General features: G+C 60.8%; 14 protein-coding genes. 5 read left to right on the forward strand and 9 right to left on the reverse strand.

What is annotated here, in order from left to right; genetic code table 11:
- Positions 1 to 20 precede the first annotated feature (20 nt).
- From LIS66_RS25680 to LIS66_RS25695, 4 genes are all read right to left on the reverse strand, one after another.
- Positions 21 to 995: a sulfonate ABC transporter substrate-binding protein gene (locus tag LIS66_RS25680; RefSeq protein ID WP_042607061.1), complete on the reverse strand. Its 975-nt coding sequence runs from the start codon at positions 993 to 995 to the stop codon at positions 21 to 23.
- An 89-nt stretch (positions 996 to 1,084) separates the two neighbouring features.
- Complete coding sequence (gene ssuE, locus LIS66_RS25685; RefSeq protein WP_042607062.1) at positions 1,085 to 1,678, reverse strand: NADPH-dependent FMN reductase; 594 nt, start codon at positions 1,676 to 1,678, stop codon at positions 1,085 to 1,087.
- 315 nt (positions 1,679 to 1,993) lie between these two features.
- A complete protein-coding gene (locus LIS66_RS25690; RefSeq protein ID WP_024014725.1) occupies positions 1,994 to 2,632 on the reverse strand; it encodes a peroxiredoxin in 639 nt (212 codons plus the stop codon).
- Between the two features lie 291 nt (positions 2,633 to 2,923).
- The gene (locus LIS66_RS25695; protein WP_064364696.1) at positions 2,924 to 4,267 is read right to left on the reverse strand and encodes an OprD family porin; all 1,344 of its coding nucleotides are present in this window, start codon (positions 4,265 to 4,267) and stop codon (positions 2,924 to 2,926) included.
- A 364-nt stretch (positions 4,268 to 4,631) separates the two neighbouring features.
- Between LIS66_RS25695 and tauA the strand changes: the two genes are divergently transcribed.
- Positions 4,632 to 5,621: a taurine ABC transporter substrate-binding protein gene (gene tauA, locus LIS66_RS25700; protein ID WP_227974548.1), complete on the forward strand. Its 990-nt coding sequence runs from the start codon at positions 4,632 to 4,634 to the stop codon at positions 5,619 to 5,621.
- A gap of 106 nt (positions 5,622 to 5,727) precedes the next feature.
- Here the strand turns inward: tauA and argA are convergent, their stop codons facing one another.
- Positions 5,728 to 7,029 carry an amino-acid N-acetyltransferase gene (argA, locus tag LIS66_RS25705; RefSeq protein WP_064364694.1) on the reverse strand — a complete coding sequence of 434 codons (1,302 nt, stop codon included), beginning with the start codon at positions 7,027 to 7,029 and terminating at the stop codon, positions 5,728 to 5,730.
- A gap of 275 nt (positions 7,030 to 7,304) precedes the next feature.
- A complete protein-coding gene (argE, locus tag LIS66_RS25710) occupies positions 7,305 to 8,462 on the reverse strand; it encodes an acetylornithine deacetylase (RefSeq protein ID WP_042607066.1) in 1,158 nt (385 codons plus the stop codon).
- A 156-nt stretch (positions 8,463 to 8,618) separates the two neighbouring features.
- Here argE and LIS66_RS25715 point away from each other — a divergent pair, with 156 nt between their 5' ends.
- Positions 8,619 to 9,989, forward strand: a complete 1,371-nt coding sequence (locus LIS66_RS25715) for an inorganic triphosphatase (protein ID WP_039757448.1) — start codon at positions 8,619 to 8,621, stop codon at positions 9,987 to 9,989.
- Between the two features lie 120 nt (positions 9,990 to 10,109).
- On the opposite strand, the gene LIS66_RS25720 is transcribed toward LIS66_RS25715, so the two are convergent.
- The gene (locus tag LIS66_RS25720; protein WP_042607067.1) at positions 10,110 to 10,574 is read right to left on the reverse strand and encodes an Lrp/AsnC family transcriptional regulator; all 465 of its coding nucleotides are present in this window, start codon (positions 10,572 to 10,574) and stop codon (positions 10,110 to 10,112) included.
- 126 nt (positions 10,575 to 10,700) lie between these two features.
- Between LIS66_RS25720 and LIS66_RS25725 the strand changes: the two genes are divergently transcribed.
- The 3 genes from LIS66_RS25725 to LIS66_RS25735 all read left to right on the forward strand — a co-directional run bounded on the left by LIS66_RS25725 (position 10,701) and on the right by LIS66_RS25735 (position 13,303).
- Positions 10,701 to 11,039, forward strand: coding sequence for a hypothetical protein (locus tag LIS66_RS25725; RefSeq protein WP_227973274.1), 339 nt, complete (start codon positions 10,701 to 10,703; stop codon positions 11,037 to 11,039).
- Positions 11,040 to 11,131: 92 nt separating this feature from the next.
- The gene (locus tag LIS66_RS25730) at positions 11,132 to 12,916 is read left to right on the forward strand and encodes a GspE/PulE family protein (RefSeq protein ID WP_227973275.1); all 1,785 of its coding nucleotides are present in this window, start codon (positions 11,132 to 11,134) and stop codon (positions 12,914 to 12,916) included.
- 66 nt (positions 12,917 to 12,982) lie between these two features.
- Positions 12,983 to 13,303: a DUF2388 domain-containing protein gene (locus LIS66_RS25735; protein ID WP_172667868.1), complete on the forward strand. Its 321-nt coding sequence runs from the start codon at positions 12,983 to 12,985 to the stop codon at positions 13,301 to 13,303.
- 176 nt (positions 13,304 to 13,479) lie between these two features.
- Here LIS66_RS25735 and gcvP read toward each other — a convergent pair whose 3' ends face one another.
- Positions 13,480 to 16,353 (reverse strand): aminomethyl-transferring glycine dehydrogenase, encoded by a 2,874-nt coding sequence (gcvP, locus tag LIS66_RS25740; protein ID WP_227973276.1) that lies wholly within the window; start codon positions 16,351 to 16,353, stop codon positions 13,480 to 13,482.
- Positions 16,354 to 16,599: 246 nt separating this feature from the next.
- Positions 16,600 to 16,983, reverse strand: a complete 384-nt coding sequence (gene gcvH / locus LIS66_RS25745; protein ID WP_042607071.1) for a glycine cleavage system protein GcvH — start codon at positions 16,981 to 16,983, stop codon at positions 16,600 to 16,602.
- Positions 16,984 to 17,026 lie beyond the last annotated feature (43 nt).

The raw sequence follows: 17,026 nt of genomic DNA on the forward strand, positions 1-17,026 counted from the left end.
GGTCTCCTTGTAGATTCGAATTACTCGGCTTGTGAGCTTTGGGCCACAGCGGCCGGCGGGGTCCAGATCACATCCTTGATGCTCAACGGCTTGGGAATCAGCTTGAGCTGGAAGAACGTGTCAGCGATTTTCTGTTGTGCGGCGACCACTTCCGGGGTCAGGAACAGCGCGCCATAGCCCTGGCGTTTCACCGAGGTCAGGGTGATGTCCGCCGGCAGGCCGAGCAGCGGCGCGACCTGCTGGGTCACGTCTTCAGGATTGGCTTTGGACCATTCACCAACCGCGCGCACTTCTTCGACGAGGGTCTTGATCACCTCGGGATTTTTCTGCGCGTAGGGTTTGGTCGCCAGATAGAACTGGTGGTTGTCGACGATGCCTTTGCCGTCGCGCAGGGTGTGCGCTTGCAGTTGTTGCTCGGCAGCGGCCTGGTACGGGTCCCAGATGACCCAGGCGTCGACACTGCCACGCTCGAACGCAGCGCGGGCATCGGCCGGTGGCAGGAACACCGTTTGAATGTCGCTGTACTTGAGGCCGGCGTCTTCCAGCGCACGCACCAGCAGGTAGTGGACGTTGGAGCCTTTGTTCAGGGCGACTTTCTTGCCCTTGAGATCGGCCACGGATTTGATCGGCGAGTCCTTCGGCACGAGGATCGCTTCGCTGTTCGGCGCTGGCGGTTCGTAGGCGACGTAGAGCAGATCAGCGCCGGCAGCCTGAGCGAAAACCGGCGGGGTTTCGCCGGTCACGCCAAAGTCGATCGAGCCGACGTTGAGGCCTTCGAGCAGTTGTGGGCCGCCGGGGAATTCGGTCCATTGCACGTCGACGCCTTGCGCCGCCAGACGTTTTTCCAGGGTGCCTTTGGCTTTGAGCAGCACCAGCGTGCCGTACTTCTGATAACCGATCCGCAATGTCTCGGCTTGAGCTTGAGTGATGGCGCCGAAGGACACAGCCGCAGCAAACAGAGCGACCAGACCACGACGCAAAAATACAGTGCGCATAGCGCTCTCCTTTTTGCTGTTGGGTTTTGGCTGCACCTGCTTGCCCGTTGGCGGGCGAGTAAGGCCAGTACTTCAAATTCCGGTGAGGCTTAAATGCTCCAGCGAGCACTCAACAAACGTTCGTTCAACAGGCCCGGCTCCAGCGGTTTCGGCCGACGCGCCATGGCGCCAATGAACTGGTCCAGCGCCTCGTGCAAGCGTTGCTCCAGGGCCGGCGCCAGTTGCGCGGCGGCACTGCCTTCGCCGTAAGCGATCTGGCTGTCCTCGGCGAAAATGCCCTGGAGCATTTCCTGGGCTTTGAGTGCCGACAGCACAGGCTTGAGGGCGTAATCGACCACCAGCATGTGGGCGATGCTGCCGCCGGTGGCCATCGGCAAGACGATCTTGTGGTTCAGGGCACGCTCGGGGAGCAGATCCAGCAGGGTCTTCAGCGCTCCGGAAAACGAGGCCTTGTACACCGGGGTGGCGATCAGCAGGCCATCGGCGTTTTCAATCTGTTGCAGCAGGTCGAGGACCTTCGGGCTGTCGAAGCGGGCATGGAGCAGATCCTCGGCCGGGAAGTCCCGTACCTGATAACTCACCACTTCCACCCCTTGCTGTTGCAACCAGCGTTGCGAACGCTCCAGCAGCACTCCGGAACGGGAGCGCAGGCTGGGGCTGCCACCGAGTGAGACGACCAGCATTGCAGATTCCTTTAAGCGTTACAGGCGATTCGCAGGCTGCGATCTCGCTTCAATGGCAGTGACCTTACCAGCTGATTTATATATCCATAAATCATATTTATTCATTTGGTTATGCATTTAAGAGATATAGCGCCAAGCAGAATCCAGGCGAAAAAAAAGGCCGTCGAAACGGCCGGAAATCCCCTGCTTTGTGGTTCCGGATTCTCGGTTGCCTGGGCTGGCGCCTTCGCGAGCAGGCTCACTCCTACAGGGAAACGCATTCCAAATGTAGGAGTGAGCCTGCTCGCGATGGCGCCAGCGGCTACTCCGCAGAAATCACTTGTTGGGTTGCGGCGTCAGGCGCAGGTAAGGCTTCACCGCGCGATAGCCTTTCGGGAAGCGCTGCTTGATCTCGTCTTCGTCCTTGAGCGACGGCACAATCACCACTTCTTCACCGTCCTGCCAGTTGGCCGGGGTGGCCACCTTGTAGTTGTCGGTGAGCTGCAGCGAGTCGATCACCCGCAGGATCTCGTGGAAGTTGCGCCCGGTGCTTGCCGGATAGGTGATGGTCAGGCGGATCTTCTTGTTCGGGTCGATCACGAACAGTGAACGCACGGTCAGGGTGTCGTTGGCATTCGGGTGGATCAGATCGTAGAGATCGGAGACCTTGCGATCGGCATCGGCGAGGATCGGGAAATTGACGATAGTGTTCTGGGTTTCGTTGATGTCTTCGATCCACTTGTGGTGCGAGTCCACCGGGTCGACCGACAGCGCGATGGCTTTTACGCCGCGCTGGCTGAATTCATCCTTGAGCTTGGCGGTGAAACCCAGCTCGGTGGTGCACACCGGGGTGAAATCCGCCGGATGGGAAAACAGCACGCCCCAGCTATCGCCCAGCCATTCGTGGAAACGAATCTTGCCGGCGCTGGAATCCTGTTCGAAATCGGGGGCGATGTCGCCGAGTCTGAGGCTCATGGTGCTGCTCCTGATGAGGGATGGGAGACAACAACTGTAGCTCGGGATCGATCAGTGTGAAAAAGAATAAATAACTAGATATCTAGATCATTAATGAATATTAAACATCTGTTCATTGGACACTGGCCCGCATCGCGACGAACATCGCACGCAAGGTTCGAGAAGGCCTTGAGTTGCAGCAAAGAGGGAATCGAGAAGGGCTTACGGGGGTGAGCCTGACTCGAAACGCAAAAGCCCCGTCCGGCGCGATGCCGGACGGGGCTTTTTTTGTCTGCGAATCGAGCCGCGTGATTACAGCAGCGGGATCGAGTAGCTGACGATCAGGCGGTTTTCGTCCTGCGAACGGGTGTTCGGCAGGTCGGTGCGCCATACAGCGTTTTTCCACATCAGGCCGACGTTCTTGAACGGGCCTTCCGGTACTACGTAACCGATGGTGAAGTCGCGTTCCCACTCGGAGCGGTTCGAAGCGTTTTCACGGCCGTTGGTACCAACGGTGTCGATGCTGTCGCCTTTGAGGTAGACCACACCCGCCGTCAGGCCAGGTACGCCGACCTTGGCGAAGTCATAGGAGTAGCGAGCCTGCCAGGTTTTCTCACCGGCGCGGCCGAACTTCTGGATCTGCATGTCGGTGATGGTGTAGTTCGACGAACCGTCACCCTGGTTCAGCCAAGGGAAGTCGCTGCTGCCGTTGGAAACCTGATAACCGCCACCGAAGGTGTGACCGGCAACGGTGTACAGGAACAGGCCGCTGTACAGGTTGTTGTCGACTTCACCACGGCCGTTACGGAAACCGGTGTAGTTACCCGAGCTGTAGTAAGCCGAGTCAGTACCGTTCTTGCCGTCATCGGAACTGTTGAAGTAACGCAGATCGGATTTCAACACGCCCGGGCCGATCGACCAGTTGTGCACCAGACCGAGGAAGTGCTGCTTGTAGAAATCTTCCAGGTTGCCGTAGTAGTACTGGGCAGTCAGGTCTTTGGTGATCTTGTAGTCACCGCCGGCGTAGATGAACTTGTTGCTGTCACGGAAAGCCGTGCCACGGGAGTTGGCACCACCGATCGAGAGGTTTTCGTTGTTGCTGGAGTTACGACCTTTTACCGCTTCGATCTGACCGCCGACCAGGGTCAGGTCCTTGATCTCGCCGGAAGTGATCTGGCCACCCTGCCAGGTTTGTGGCAGCAGACGACCATCGTTGGTCACGATCACCGGCAGTTTTGGCTGCAGGGTACCGAGCTTCAGTTCAGTCTGGGAGATCTTGGCTTTGGCAGTCAGGCCCAGGCTGGAGAAGTTGTCCACGGCCTTGCCGTTGGACTCGCTCGGGAACACGGTGCCGCCGTAAGCGGTGCCGCTGTTGCCGTTGGTGCCGCCGCCCGAATCAAGACGGATGCCCAGCAGGCCGATGGCGTCCAGACCAAAACCTACGGTGCCTTGGGTGTAACCGGAGATGAAACGCAGATCGAAGCCCTGGCCCCACTCTTCGTTCTTGTTGGCGCCAGCGCCGTCACGGTTGTCAGTGTTGATGTAGAAGTTGCGCAGACCCAGAGTAGCCTTGCTGTCTTCGATGAAACCGGCGGCGCCTGCCTGCTGCGCCATAACCCCAACGGCCACGGCCAGGGCCAAGGTGGACTTGTTCATGTATCGCTCCTCTCGTTCTAATTCTTGTGTTCCTGGTTCGGGGTCGATTTGCCCTGAATCCTAAGATTCGCGATTAGCGCCAGACCGTGACTGCCAAGTCAATCGTAACCTTGTATGTCTACGACCATCGTCTAATCGCAAGTGATTTGGTCCCTGCAGCGTAAAGACTTCCTGATAATCCCAAAAAGAATTTATTCATTCTTTTTCATACCATTCGGGTATATGGCCCATTAATGGCCATCCGCGCCGGGAAACAGCGTATCGGCGCCTAAGCTCATTCCTAAATGGTATTTGTTGACCTTTTTTTAGATCGATTAGCTTTGCCGTACTCCCAACACGGCAAATCCCATCGAAAAGGCGACGCATCATGGCGAAACGCGCACTATCAAGTCAATTTGTTACAGTTTGTGTGTCGGCACTGTTTTGTTTTTCCGCACAGGCCGCCGGTCTGACTGTCGGCTACCAAACCGGCATCGACCCGAGCAAGGTGCCGCAGGCCGACGGCGTCTATGAGAAAACCATTGGCGAGAAGATCGACTGGCGCCGCTTTAACAGCGGCCCGGAAGTAGTGACAGCCATTGCTTCTGGCGACGTGCAGATCGGCAACCTTGGCTCCAGCCCACTGGCTGCGGCGGCGTCACGTAATCTGCCGATTGTGGCGTTCATTGTTTCGGCGCAGATCAACGCCGCCGAAGCTTTGGTGGTGCGCAACGGCAGCGGCATCGACAAGCCGCAGGATCTGGTCGGCAAGACCATCGCCACGCCGTTCGTATCGACCTCGCACTACAGTCTCCTCGGGGCGCTGAAGCACTGGGGCCTGAATACTTCGCAAGTCAAAGTGGTCAATCTGCAACCGGCGGAAATCGCCGCCGCGTGGAAGCGTGGCGACATTGACGGGGCGTTCGTCTGGTCTCCGGCGCTGGGTGAGATTCGCAAGACCGGCAAGACCCTGACCGACGCCGCACAAGTCGGCCAGTGGGGTGCGCCGACCTTCGAGGTGTGGGTCGCGCGCAAGGATTTTGCCGAGAAGCATCCCGAGGTCGTGGCGAAATTCGCCAAGGTCACCCTGGACTCCTTCGCTGATTACGCCGCGCACAAGGACAGCTGGACAGCCGACTCGGTGCCTGTGCAGAAAATCGCCAAACTGACTGGTGCCAACGCAGCGGATGTGCCGGAGCTGCTGGCCGGCTCGGCATTTCCGGATGCCACGGCGCAGCAAACCACGGCGCTGCTGGACGGCGGCACCGCGAAGGCCATTGCTGAAACGGCGAAATTCCTGAAAGAACAGGGCAAGGTCGAGACGGTCCTGCCGGATTACTCGCCTTACGTCAGCGCGAAGTTCATCACCCAGTAAAAAGCTTCGCGAGCAGGTCGAATCGTCGCACCGTCGCTCCCACACTGGAATGCGCTTTCCTGTGGGAGCGACGGTGCGACCTGCTCGCGAATGGAGCGACACGGTTTTACAGAGTTTTTTCGAAAATCTTCGAATTGCGCTGATAGTTGTACAGCGACGCCCGCGCCGCTGGCAGGCGTTCGACGCTGCTCGGCTCGAACCCGCGCTCACGGAACCAGTGCGCGGTGCGGGTGGTGAGCACGAACAGGGTTTTCAAACCCTGCGCCCGCGCCCGGGTTTCGATGCGCTCAAGCAATTCGTCGCCGCGGCCGCCATGGCGGTATTCCGGATTCACCGCCAGACACGCCAGCTCGCCCGCATCGGAATCGGCAATCTGATACAGCGCCGCACAAGCAATGATCATCCCTTCACGCTCGACCACGCTGAACTGCTCGATCTCGCGCTCCAGCACTTCACGGGAGCGGCGCACCAGAATGCCCTGCTCCTCCAGTGGACTGATAAGGTCGAGCAGGCCACCAACGTCTTCAATCGCCGCCTCGCGCACCAGCTCGAATTGCTCTTGCGCGACCAGCGTACCGCCACCGTCACGGGTGAACAGTTCGGTCAGCAGCGCGCCGTCTTCGGCGTAACTGACGATATGGCTGCGCGCCACGCCGCCACGGCAGGCCTCGGCGGCGGCATCGAGCAACTCCGCTTGATAGTTGCTCATGCCCAGGCGCTGCAGATGCGCCGGCACCTGTTGCGGGCGCAGTTCGCGCACCAGTTTGCCGTTCTCGTCGATCAGGCCGAGCTCGGCGCCGAACAACAGCAGCTTGTCCGCGCCCAGATCAATCGCGGCGCGGGTGGCGACGTCTTCGCAAGCAAGGTTGAAGATTTCGCCGGTCGGCGAGTAGCCCAACGGCGACAGCAGCACGATCGAACGCTCGTCGAGCAGGCGGTTGATGCCCTTGCGGTCGACCCGACGCACTTCGCCGGTGTGGTGATAGTCGACGCCTTCCAGCACACCGATCGGCCGCGCCGTGACGAGGTTGCCGCTGGCCACGCGCAAGCGTGAGCCCTGCATCGGCGAAGAGGCCATGTCCATCGACAGCCGCGCTTCGATGGCGATACGCAAATGGCCGACCGCATCGATCACACATTCCAGAGTCGCGGCATCGGTGATGCGCATGCCGTGATGGTAATGCGGGGTCAGGCCACGGGCGGCGAGGCGGGTTTCGATCTGCGGGCGCGAACCGTGCACCAGCACAAGACGCACGCCGAGGCTGTGCAGCAAGACCAGGTCGTGGACGATATTGCCGAAATTCGGATGCTCGACGCCGTCGCCGGGAAGCATGACGACGAAGGTGCAATCGCGGTGGGCATTGATGTAGGGAGACGCGTGGCGGAGCCAATTGACGTATTCGGGCATGAACCTGGGCCTGTAATAAAGAGCAGCCGAAAAAAAGGGGCGAAACGAAAAACGCACAGCGGGCTGATGGTTATCGTCGGAACAGGCTTGGCGACACGCGCGCTCTCCTCATGAATACGGGTTGGGGTGCAGGCAATTTAGCGGGTTCGGTCAGACAAAACACAACTCCCCTGTAGGAGTGAGCCTGCTCGCGATAGCGGAATTTCAGTCAATATCTTCGGTGACTGACTCACCGCTATCGCGAGCAGGCTCACTCCTACAGGTACAGCATTCACTCACACAAGTTTGTCCGGGCTCAGGCAGTAATGTTCAATCAACTGCCGAATCAGATGCACGGTAGGCTGCAAACGTGACATTTCAAGGTACTCGCCCGGTTGATGCGCGCAGGCGATGTCGCCGGGGCCAAGCACAATGGTTTCGCAGCCGAGGCGCTGAAGATAAGGCGCTTCGGTGCCGAACGCTACTGCTTCGGCACGATGACCGGTGAGCTTTTCGGCGATGCGCACCAGTTCGGCATCCTCGGCCTGCTCGAACGGCGGCACTTCCGGGAACAGCGGTTTGTAATCGATTTTCACCTTGTGCCGCTCGGCCACCGGGTTGAGCTTGCGCAGGATTTCCGCGCGCAGCACGTTCGGGTCCATGCCCGGCAGCGGCCGCAGGTCGAATTCCAGCGAACACTGGCCGCAGATGCGATTGGGGTTGTCGCCGCCATGAATGCAACCGAAGTTCATCGTCGGTTGCGGCACGCTGAACTGTGGATTGCTGAATTCGCGCTGCCACAACAGGCGCAGGCCGCGCAGTTCGCCGATGGCATCGTGCATCGCTTCGAGGGCGCTGTGGCCCAGCCGCGGATCCGAGGAGTGACCGCTCTGCCCGAGGATGTCGATGCGCTCCATCATGATGCCTTTGTGCATGCGGATCGGCTTGAGCCCGGTCGGCTCGCCGATCACCGCCGCGCGGCCCAGCGGTTGCCCGGCCTCGGCCAGCGCGCGGGCGCCGGACATCGAGCTTTCTTCGTCGCAGGTGGCGAGAATCAGCAGCGGTTGTTTGAACGGTTGCTCGAGCAGCGGCTGCACGGCTTCGATGATCAGCGCGAAGAAGCCCTTCATGTCACAACTGCCCAGCCCTACCCAGCGGCCATCGACTTCGGTGAGCTTCAGCGGGTCGGTCTGCCACAACGCGTCATCGTAGGGCACCGTGTCGCTGTGCCCGGCCAGCACCAGGCCGCCGGGACCACTGCCAAAACTGGCGAGCAGATTGAATTTGCCGGGGCTGACCTGCTGGATATCGCAGCTGAAACCCAGGTCACCCAGCCAACCCGCCAGCAGATCGATGACGGCGCGGTTGGATTGATCGAGGCTCGGTTGGGTACAGCTGACCGATGGCGCGGCAATCAGCGCGGCGAACTGGTCTTGCATGGACGGCAATGGCATCACTGACTCCAGGTCCCGGATTGAGGCCCACTATAGAACCATCCGGCGCGCGGAATAAACCGCCGCAGGGCGTAGGAAGTTTGACTCCTGTACACTGCACGGCCTTGGCAGCCACACATTCCCCCGGCTGCGCTCCCGATTCTGGATGTTCCGGCCATGCAAAAAGAAACCGAAATCAAACTCCGCGTCAGCCGCGAAACCCTCGCTGCCCTGCGCGAGCACCCGCTGCTGAAGAAACGCAACAAAAGTGGCTGGGAACGCCGTGAGTTGATGAACCAGTATTTCGACACCCCCGAGCGCGATCTGGCCCAGGCCAAAGTCGCCCTGCGCCTGCGCAAGGACGGTGACGAAGTGATTCAGACCCTCAAGACCCGTGGCCAGAGCGTCGCCGGTCTGTCCGAGCGTAACGAGTACGACTGGAAGCTCCCGAAAGCCAAGCTCGACGTGAAGAAACTCGACGGCGAATGCTGGCCCGAGGCGCTGGCCGAGCTGGACAAGAAAACCCTCAAGCCGATCTTTACCACTGATTTCGTCCGCGAGCGTGCCGAAATCGCCTGGGGCCGTGGCAAGACCAAAGTGGTTATCGAGGCCGCACTGGATCTCGGTCACGTGGTGGTCGGCAAGCAGAAGGAAGAGATCTGCGAACTGGAACTGGAGCTGCGCGAAGGCGAGCCCGCCGCGCTGTTGGAACTGGCTGCTGAACTGGCCGAGACCTTGGCACTGATGCCGTGCGACATCAGCAAGGCCGAGCGCGGTTATCGCCTGCACGACGCCAACAGCTACTCGCTGAGCCTGCCAGCGCCGCAGCTGACCACCGAAACCCGTCTCGACGACGCCTTCGCCGCGCTGAGCTGGCACCTGCTCGGCAGCAGCCAGCGTCTGGCCGAACAATATCGCTTCAACGGCCACTGGCGCCTGCTGCAGGACTGGGTCGAGAACCTCGCGGAAATGCGCGCCCTGCTCAGCAGCCTCGGTCAAGCGGCACCGCGTCAGTCGACCCACGACCTGCGCGTCGCCCTTGATGCCTTGCTGGAAGACTGGCGCCCGCTGGTGCAGGTCGGCATCGAAGACGAAGACGTGCGCAAAGCCGCGCCTGAGCAGTTCCTCGAAGAGCTGGAAGACCCGCGCTGGGGTCAGTTCTCGCTGAACGCCTCGCGCTGGCTGCTGGCCCGTACCTGGACCGCCGACCGCAACACTCGAGGCAACCGTCAGGGGGACGCGCAACTGCACAGCTGGTTGCCGCGCCTGCTGGGCGAAGAAGCCACCGCTCTGCAGTTGCAGCGCTACCAGCAGCAGCCGGAAGATCTCGCCGAGCAACTGCCGCGCATCGAGCGCATTCAGGTCTGGCTGCACCATGCACGCAACGTGCTGGACATCCCGGAAATGGATCGCCTCTACGGTGAACTGAACAAACTGGCGCAACTGGCCAACGAGCCGACCATCACCGACGAACTGCTCGATGCACGCAAGCATCAGGCGATTGCGGTGTACCAGAACCGCGCCTGGAAGATCCTCCTGCGCATGTAACACGTTGTGGCGAGGGAGCTTGCTCCCGCTGGGCTGCGAAGCGGCCCCGAAACCTGCGTCCGCAGGAACAGGGAGTCCTCCGGCCTCCAGCGGGAGCAAGCTCCCTCGCCACAATTGCTATCAGACCGGGAGGCTCGTGGTGGACTTGATCTCCGACAGCGCCACGATCGAATTCACTTCCTGTATCCCCGGCACCAGCGACAGCTTCTCGAAGAAGAACCGCTCGTACGCCTCGATGTCCGCCGCAACGATGCGCAACATGAAGTCCACGGCACCCATCAGCACGTAACACTCCAGCACTTCCGGAAAGCCGCGAATCGCCTCGGTGAATTCGGTGAAGTTCGACCGGCCGTGGGCGTTGAGTTTGATCTCGGCGAAGATCTGCGTGTTCAGGCCGATCTTCTTGCGATCCAGCAAGGTCACCTGCCCGCGAATGATGCCCTCCTCCTTCATCCGCTGAATCCGCCGCCAGCACGGCGATTGCGACAGGCCCACCTGCTCGGCGATCTGCGCGCTAGACAGCGAGGCGTCTTGCTGCAGCAAGGCGAGAATCTTGCGATCGTAGCCATCCAGCTCGCTGTGCATAAAAAATCCTCAAAGATCAGTTTTAACGAATTGTAGATTTCAATAAATCCAGTCAAGCGCCGATCATAGCCAAGAAATACCCCGCGCCGAATGTAAAAATTTCTCCAGTACCTTTGGAGACTCGCCATGCCGCACCTTGAAGCCGTGAACAGCCCCGCCACCCGCGCCGATGTCTGGAACATCAGTAACGCGCACTGCCTGGCGCAATACCAAATCCTCGCCGAGGCCGAGCCGGATCTGTTGGTGCGGGTATTGAATCTGTTCGCCTTGCAGTTCCTGACCCCGGAGCAGGTCAACGTGCAGCGGCTGGACGACCTGCTGTCGATCGATCTGCTGATGAGCGGCCTGAGCTGGCATCGCGCGCAGGTGATCGCGGAAAAACTGCGCAACCTGATCAGCGTCTGCTCGGTGGACCTGCACAACGTCGACGCGGCATGGCAGGCGCCCGTGCAAGCCGCCGGCTGACAGATCCGGCAACGGCTTCGTCGGGTAGTGGCCCAACGGTCAGCAGCGCCACGACTATCCTTTTGGGCATGACGCTTAAAAAGGAAAGCCACATGTCCGTTCAATTTGTCACTCAGGACCGCTGGCTGGACCTCAACGATGTACTGCGTGAACTGGTCGCCCAAGGCTTCATCTGCCAGGACGCGGCGGAACAGGCGCTCAATGCCCGCCGTCGCCATGCTGCTCACGGGCAGATGCATCCGCTGGAGTTCATCGCCAGCCAACAACTCGACGACCTCAGCCGGCCAGGCAAATATCTGGATCTGGAAAGCCTGACCCTGTGGCTGGCGCAACAGGCCGGCCAGCCGTACTTGCGCATCGATCCGTTGAAAATCAACGTCGCAGCGATCACACCGCTGATGTCCTACGCCTTCGCGCAACGGCACAGGATTCTCGCCGTCGCCGTGGACCGTGATGCGGTGACCGTGGCCAGCGCCCAGCCTTACGTCAACGGATGGGAAGCCGATCTGACCCACGTATTGAAGTTGCCGATCAAACGGGTCGTGGCCAACCCGGTGGATATCCAGCGCTTCAGCGTCGAGTTCTTTCGTCTGGCCAAATCGGTCATCGGCGCCAGCAATGCCGACGCGCAGGGCGGCAATCTCGGCAACTTCGAACAACTGCTCAATCTCGGCGCCAGCGACCAGGAGCCGGACGCCAACGACGCACACATCGTCAACATCGTCGACTGGCTGTTCCAGTACGCCTTCCAGCAGCGCGCCAGTGACATCCACATCGAACCGCGCCGCGAGCACGGCACCGTGCGCTTTCGCATCGACGGCGTGCTGCACAACGTCTATCAATTCCCGCCGCAGGTGACCATGGCAATTGTCAGTCGCCTGAAAAGCCTCGGTCGCATGAACGTCGCGGAAAAGCGCAAACCCCAGGATGGCCGGGTCAAGACCAAGACCCCGGATGGCGGCGAAGTGGAATTGCGTCTGTCGACCCTGCCGACGGCGTTCGGCGAAAAAATGGTCATGCGGATTTTCGACCCGGAAGTGCTGCTGAAGAATTTCGACCAGTTGGGTTTCAGCGCCGACGACCTGCGGCGCTGGCAGGACATGACCCGCCAGCCCAACGGCATCATTCTGGTCACCGGGCCGACCGGTTCGGGCAAGACCACCACCCTCTACACCACGCTGAAAAAACTGGCGACGCCGGAGGTCAACCTCTGCACCATCGAAGACCCGATCGAAATGGTCGAGCCGGCCTTCAATCAGATGCAGGTGCAGCACAACATCGAGCTGAGCTTCGCCTCCGGGGTGCGCGCGCTGATGCGACAGGACCCGGACATCATCATGATCGGCGAGATCCGCGATCTGGAAACCGCGGAAATGGCGATTCAGGCTGCGCTCACCGGGCACCTGGTCTTGTCCACCCTGCACACCAACGATGCGCCAAGCGCCATCAGCCGTTTGCTCGAACTCGGCGTGCCGCATTACCTGATCAAGGCGACCGTGCTGGGGGTCATGGCCCAGCGGCTGGTGCGCACGTTGTGCCCGCACTGCAAGGCGCCGCTGACGCTCGAAGAGGAAGACTGGCAAACCCTGACCCGGCCATGGCAGGCGCCGCTGCCGAGCCATGCGCAACGGGCGATCGGTTGCCTGGAATGCCGCGACACCGGCTATCGCGGCCGCGCCGGGGTCTACGAAATCATGCAACTGAGCGACAGCCTGAAAGCGCTGATCACCCCGGACACCGACCTCACCGCGATTCGGCGCCAGGCTTTCAAGGAAGGCATGCGCAGCCTGCGCCTGTCCGGCGCGCAGAAGGTCGCGGCGGGCCTGACCACGGTGGAGGAAGTGCTGCGGGTGACGCCACAAAGTGAGTTGAAATAAGTCGCCACGGAACTGGATCGATGGATCGCCGATCCAACGCCGTAGTCAATCCCCAGGAGTCACCCCATCATGCGTCTCAAACTTGCTGTCGCCACCTTGGCCCTGCTGTCGCTTCCCGTTGGTTCGGCCATGGCGGACAGCTTTTGGCGTAACGTCATTTCCTCCGGCGCCACCACCGGTTCGACCTACCTGACCTTCAAGGATCACAAGTTGATCGTCGCTGCCCAGGACGACGCCGGCAGCTTCGTCGCCAGCGACGGCGGCATCCGTGGCCCGTACCTGGAAGCAGCGATGCAGAAAGTCCGCGCCGACAACCCGGGCCTGCAAGCCTCGGACATGGAACTGGCGAACGCGATCCTGGCGAAGAACGCCGTGGCTTCCGAGTAACAAAAAATGCCGCTCGATCGAGCGGCATTTTTTTGCCCAAATTTCAGCTCCACCACAATCCCTTGTAGGAGTGAGCCTGCTCGCGATAGCGGTGTATCAGGCAAATTCTCCGGTGACTGATTCACCGCTATCGCGAGCAGGCTCACTCCTACAGGGGAACTGTGTACACCTATGTATCAGCGATAATCATCCACCGGCACACAGGCGCAATACAGATTGCGATCGCCGTAAACGTTATCCACCCGATTCACTGCCGGCCAGTACTTGTGCGCTCGGGTGTGCGCATCCGGGGTGATGGCCTGTTCGAGGCTGTAGGGTCGCTCCCAGATTCCAGTGACATCGGCCAGCGTATGCGGGGCGCGTTTGAGCGGGTTGTCTTCGGCCGGCCAGTTGCCCTTCTGCACTTCATTGATCTCTGCGCGAATACTCAGCATCGCCGCGATGAACCGGTCGAGTTCCGCCTTGGATTCGCTCTCGGTCGGCTCGACCATCAACGTCCCGGGCACCGGAAAAGACATGGTCGGCGCGTGGAAACCGTAATCCATCAGACGCTTGGCCACGTCTTCCTCACTGATGCCGGTCTGCGCCTTCAGTGGGCGCAGATCAAGAATGCATTCATGCGCCACGCGGCCATTGCGCCCGGTGTAGAGCACCGGAAACGCGCCGGATAGATGCTGCGCCAGATAGTTCGCCGCCAGAATCGCCACCTCGCTGGCGTCCGCCAGTTGCGGACCCATCATGGCGATGTACATCCAACTGATCGGCAAAATGCTCGCACTGCCCCACGGTGCCGCGCTGACTGCGCCGTTCTGCGCCAGTGGCCCGTCAATCGGCACCACCGGGTGGTTGGCCACGAACGGCGCCAGATGCGCGCGAACGCCGATCGGGCCCATGCCCGGCCCGCCGCCGCCATGGGGTATGCAGAAGGTCTTGTGCAGGTTCATGTGTGACACGTCGGCGCCGATGTCCGCTGGACGGGCGAGACCCACCTGGGCATTGAGATTGGCGCCATCCATGTACACCTGGCCGCCGTGCTGGTGAATCACTGCGCAGATTTCGCTGATGCCTTCCTCGTACACGCCATGGGTCGATGGATAGGTCGCCATCAGACACGACAACTTGTTCCCGGCCTCGGCGGCTTTCAGCTTCAAGTCGTCCAGATCAACGTTGCCCGCCTCATCGCACTCGACAATGACCACGCGCATCCCGGCCATCTGCGCCGAAGCCGGATTGGTGCCGTGGGCCGACGACGGAATCAGGCAGATCTCCCGCGTGCCCTCGCGCCGGCTCTCGTGATATTTGCGAATTGCCAGCAAGCCTGCGTACTCGCCTTGGGCGCCGGAGTTGGGCTGCATGCAGATCGCATCGAAACCGGTAATTGCACACAGCCAACGCTCAAGCTCTTCGATCATCAGCGTGTAACCGGCGGCCTGCTCTCTCGGCACGAACGGATGCAGATTGGCGAACTGCGGCCAGGTGATCGGGATCATCTCGCTGGTGGCGTTGAGTTTCATCGTGCAGGAGCCGAGGGGAATCATCGACTGGTTGAGCGCCAGATCCTTGTTTTCCAGTTGTTTGAGGTAACGCAGCATCTCGGTTTCGCTGTGGTGCGCATTGAATACTGGATGGCGCAGGTACGGCGTGCTGCGCTGGAGCTCACTTGGAATTCCCGAGGCGATGTCTTCGGCATCCAGCGCGTCGACGCTCAAGCCATGATCGGCACCGAGCAGCACATCGAACAATTTCGCCACGGTGTGTTCATCACAGGTCTCGTCCAGACTCAGACCGACGCGGCCGCGACCGAGAATGCGCAGGTTGATCTGCGCTGCCTGAGCGCTTTCGATGATCGCCGTTTGTGCGCCGCCGACTTCCAGGGTCAGCGTGTCGAAGAACTGGGCGTTGAGCCGTTTGATGCCGTTGCGCTCAAGTCCAGCCGCGAGGATGCAGGTCAGACGATGCACGCGCTGGGCGATACGCTTCAAGCCCTCGGGACCGTGATACACCGCATAGCAACTGGCGATATTCGCCAGCAGCACCTGTGCCGTGCAGATGTTCGAGTTAGCCTTCTCGCGGCGGATATGTTGCTCACGGGTTTGCAGGGCCATGCGCAGCGCGACGTTGCCGCGAGCATCCTTCGATACGCCGATGATCCGCCCCGGAATCGCCCTCTTGTATTCCTCGCGGCTGGCGAAGAACGCCGCGTGCGGTCCGCCATAACCCATTGGCACGCCAAAACGCTGGGACGAGCCGAACACCACATCGGCACCCAACTCACCCGGCGGCGTCAGCACCAGCAGGCTGAGCAAGTCGGTGGCAACGCAGGCCAGGGCGTGCTGCGCGTGCAGGTGATCGATCAGCGGTTTCAGATCGCGGATTTCGCCGTGGGTGTCGGGATATTGCAGCAGCGCACCGAACACCTCGTGCTGCGCCAGGTTATCCACCGCGTCGACGATCAGCTCGAAGCCGAAACCTTCGGCGCGGGTCTGCACCACGGAGAGGGTTTGCGGATGACAGTTTTCATCGACGAAAAACGCATTGCTCTTCGACTTCGCCACGCGCTTGGCCAGAGCCATGGCTTCGGCGGCAGCGGTGGCCTCATCGAGCAGCGAGGCGTTGGCCAGCTCCAGGCCGGTGAGGTCGATGGTCAGCTGCTGAAAATTCAGCAGCGCCTCGAGCCGGCCTTGGGCGATCTCTGGTTGGTATGGGGTATACGCGGTGTACCAGCCGGGATTTTCCAGCACGTTGCGCAAGATCACGGTTGGCGTGACGGTGCCGTGGTAGCCCATGCCGATCAGGCTGGTGAACAGCTGATTCTGCTCGGCATAACCGCGCAGTTTCGCCAGCGCAGCTTGCTCGTCGAGGGCCGGCGGCAGATCCAGTGCGCGATTGAAGCGAATGCCCGGGGGCACGGTCTGCTCGATCAGCTCGGCGCGACTGCCCAGGCCCAGGCTGTCGAGCATCGCCTGCTGCTCGGCAGCATCCGGGCCGAGGTGACGGCGCAGAAAGGCTTCGGGATCGCGTAACTGGCTCAGAGACGGCGACTGGGGCATGACGGGCTCTCCTGGCTGGGGCTTGGCGTCAATCGACACGGTCAAACCAGCATAGCAGCCTGCGTGACAACCCATTTTCTGGACACCGCATCCCCTTGTAGGAGTGAGCCTGCTCGCGATAGCGGTGGGTCAGCCACCGAAAATGAACTGACAGACCGCTATCGCGAGCAGGCTCACTCCTACAGTGGATTTGCATCGGACATAAAAAAGCCCCGACGAATCGGGGCTTTGGGTCATGCCGGCAGGTTACTCGCCGATGGCAGCCTTGTAAGCCGCCGCATCCAGCAGCTTGTCCAGCTCGGCCTTGTCGCTTGGCTTGAGCTTGAAGATCCACGCGCCGTACGGGTCGGAGTTCAGCAGCTCGGGCGAGCCACTCAGCTCTTCGTTGATCGCGATGACTTCGCCGCTGACCGGGGCGTAGATGTCGGAGGCGGCTTTTACCGACTCGACCACGCCGGATTGGTCACCGGCGGCGAACACCTTGCCGACTTCGGTCAGCTCGACGAACACCACGTCGCCCAGCGCTTCCTGCGCGTGATCGCTGATGCCCACGGTGACGGTGCCGTCAGCTTCCAGACGCGCCCATTCATGACTTTCGGCAAAACGCAGTTCGGCAGGGATATCGCTCATCTTCGGTTCCTCGGAAATTGGTCAGCGGTCATGCCCGCCAGAA

It is taken from the genome of Pseudomonas sp. HN2 (assembly GCF_020736465.1).
In the GTDB taxonomy this organism is placed as follows: domain Bacteria; phylum Pseudomonadota; class Gammaproteobacteria; order Pseudomonadales; family Pseudomonadaceae; genus Aquipseudomonas; species Aquipseudomonas moraviensis_A.

What these genes read in the sequence shown, in the direction of transcription:
- ssuE (WP_042607062.1), bottom strand. Translation starts at nt 1,678, where the DNA reads ATGCTGGTCGTCTCACTCGGTGGCAGCCCCAGCCTGCGCTCCCGTTCC.
- LIS66_RS25695 (WP_064364696.1), bottom strand. Translation starts at nt 4,267, where the DNA reads ATGAACAAGTCCACCTTGGCCCTGGCCGTGGCCGTTGGGGTTATGGCG.
- LIS66_RS25725 (WP_227973274.1), top strand. Translation starts at nt 10,701, where the DNA reads ATGCCGCACCTTGAAGCCGTGAACAGCCCCGCCACCCGCGCCGATGTC.
- argA (WP_064364694.1), bottom strand. Translation starts at nt 7,029, where the DNA reads ATGCCCGAATACGTCAATTGGCTCCGCCACGCGTCTCCCTACATCAAT.
- LIS66_RS25715 (WP_039757448.1), top strand. Translation starts at nt 8,619, where the DNA reads ATGCAAAAAGAAACCGAAATCAAACTCCGCGTCAGCCGCGAAACCCTC.
- gcvP (WP_227973276.1), bottom strand. Translation starts at nt 16,353, where the DNA reads ATGCCCCAGTCGCCGTCTCTGAGCCAGTTACGCGATCCCGAAGCCTTT.
- argE (WP_042607066.1), bottom strand. Translation starts at nt 8,462, where the DNA reads ATGCCATTGCCGTCCATGCAAGACCAGTTCGCCGCGCTGATTGCCGCG.
- LIS66_RS25730 (WP_227973275.1), top strand. Translation starts at nt 11,132, where the DNA reads ATGTCCGTTCAATTTGTCACTCAGGACCGCTGGCTGGACCTCAACGAT.
- LIS66_RS25720 (WP_042607067.1), bottom strand. Translation starts at nt 10,574, where the DNA reads ATGCACAGCGAGCTGGATGGCTACGATCGCAAGATTCTCGCCTTGCTG.
- gcvH (WP_042607071.1), bottom strand. Translation starts at nt 16,983, where the DNA reads ATGAGCGATATCCCTGCCGAACTGCGTTTTGCCGAAAGTCATGAATGG.
- LIS66_RS25690 (WP_024014725.1), bottom strand. Translation starts at nt 2,632, where the DNA reads ATGAGCCTCAGACTCGGCGACATCGCCCCCGATTTCGAACAGGATTCC.
- LIS66_RS25680 (WP_042607061.1), bottom strand. Translation starts at nt 995, where the DNA reads ATGCGCACTGTATTTTTGCGTCGTGGTCTGGTCGCTCTGTTTGCTGCG.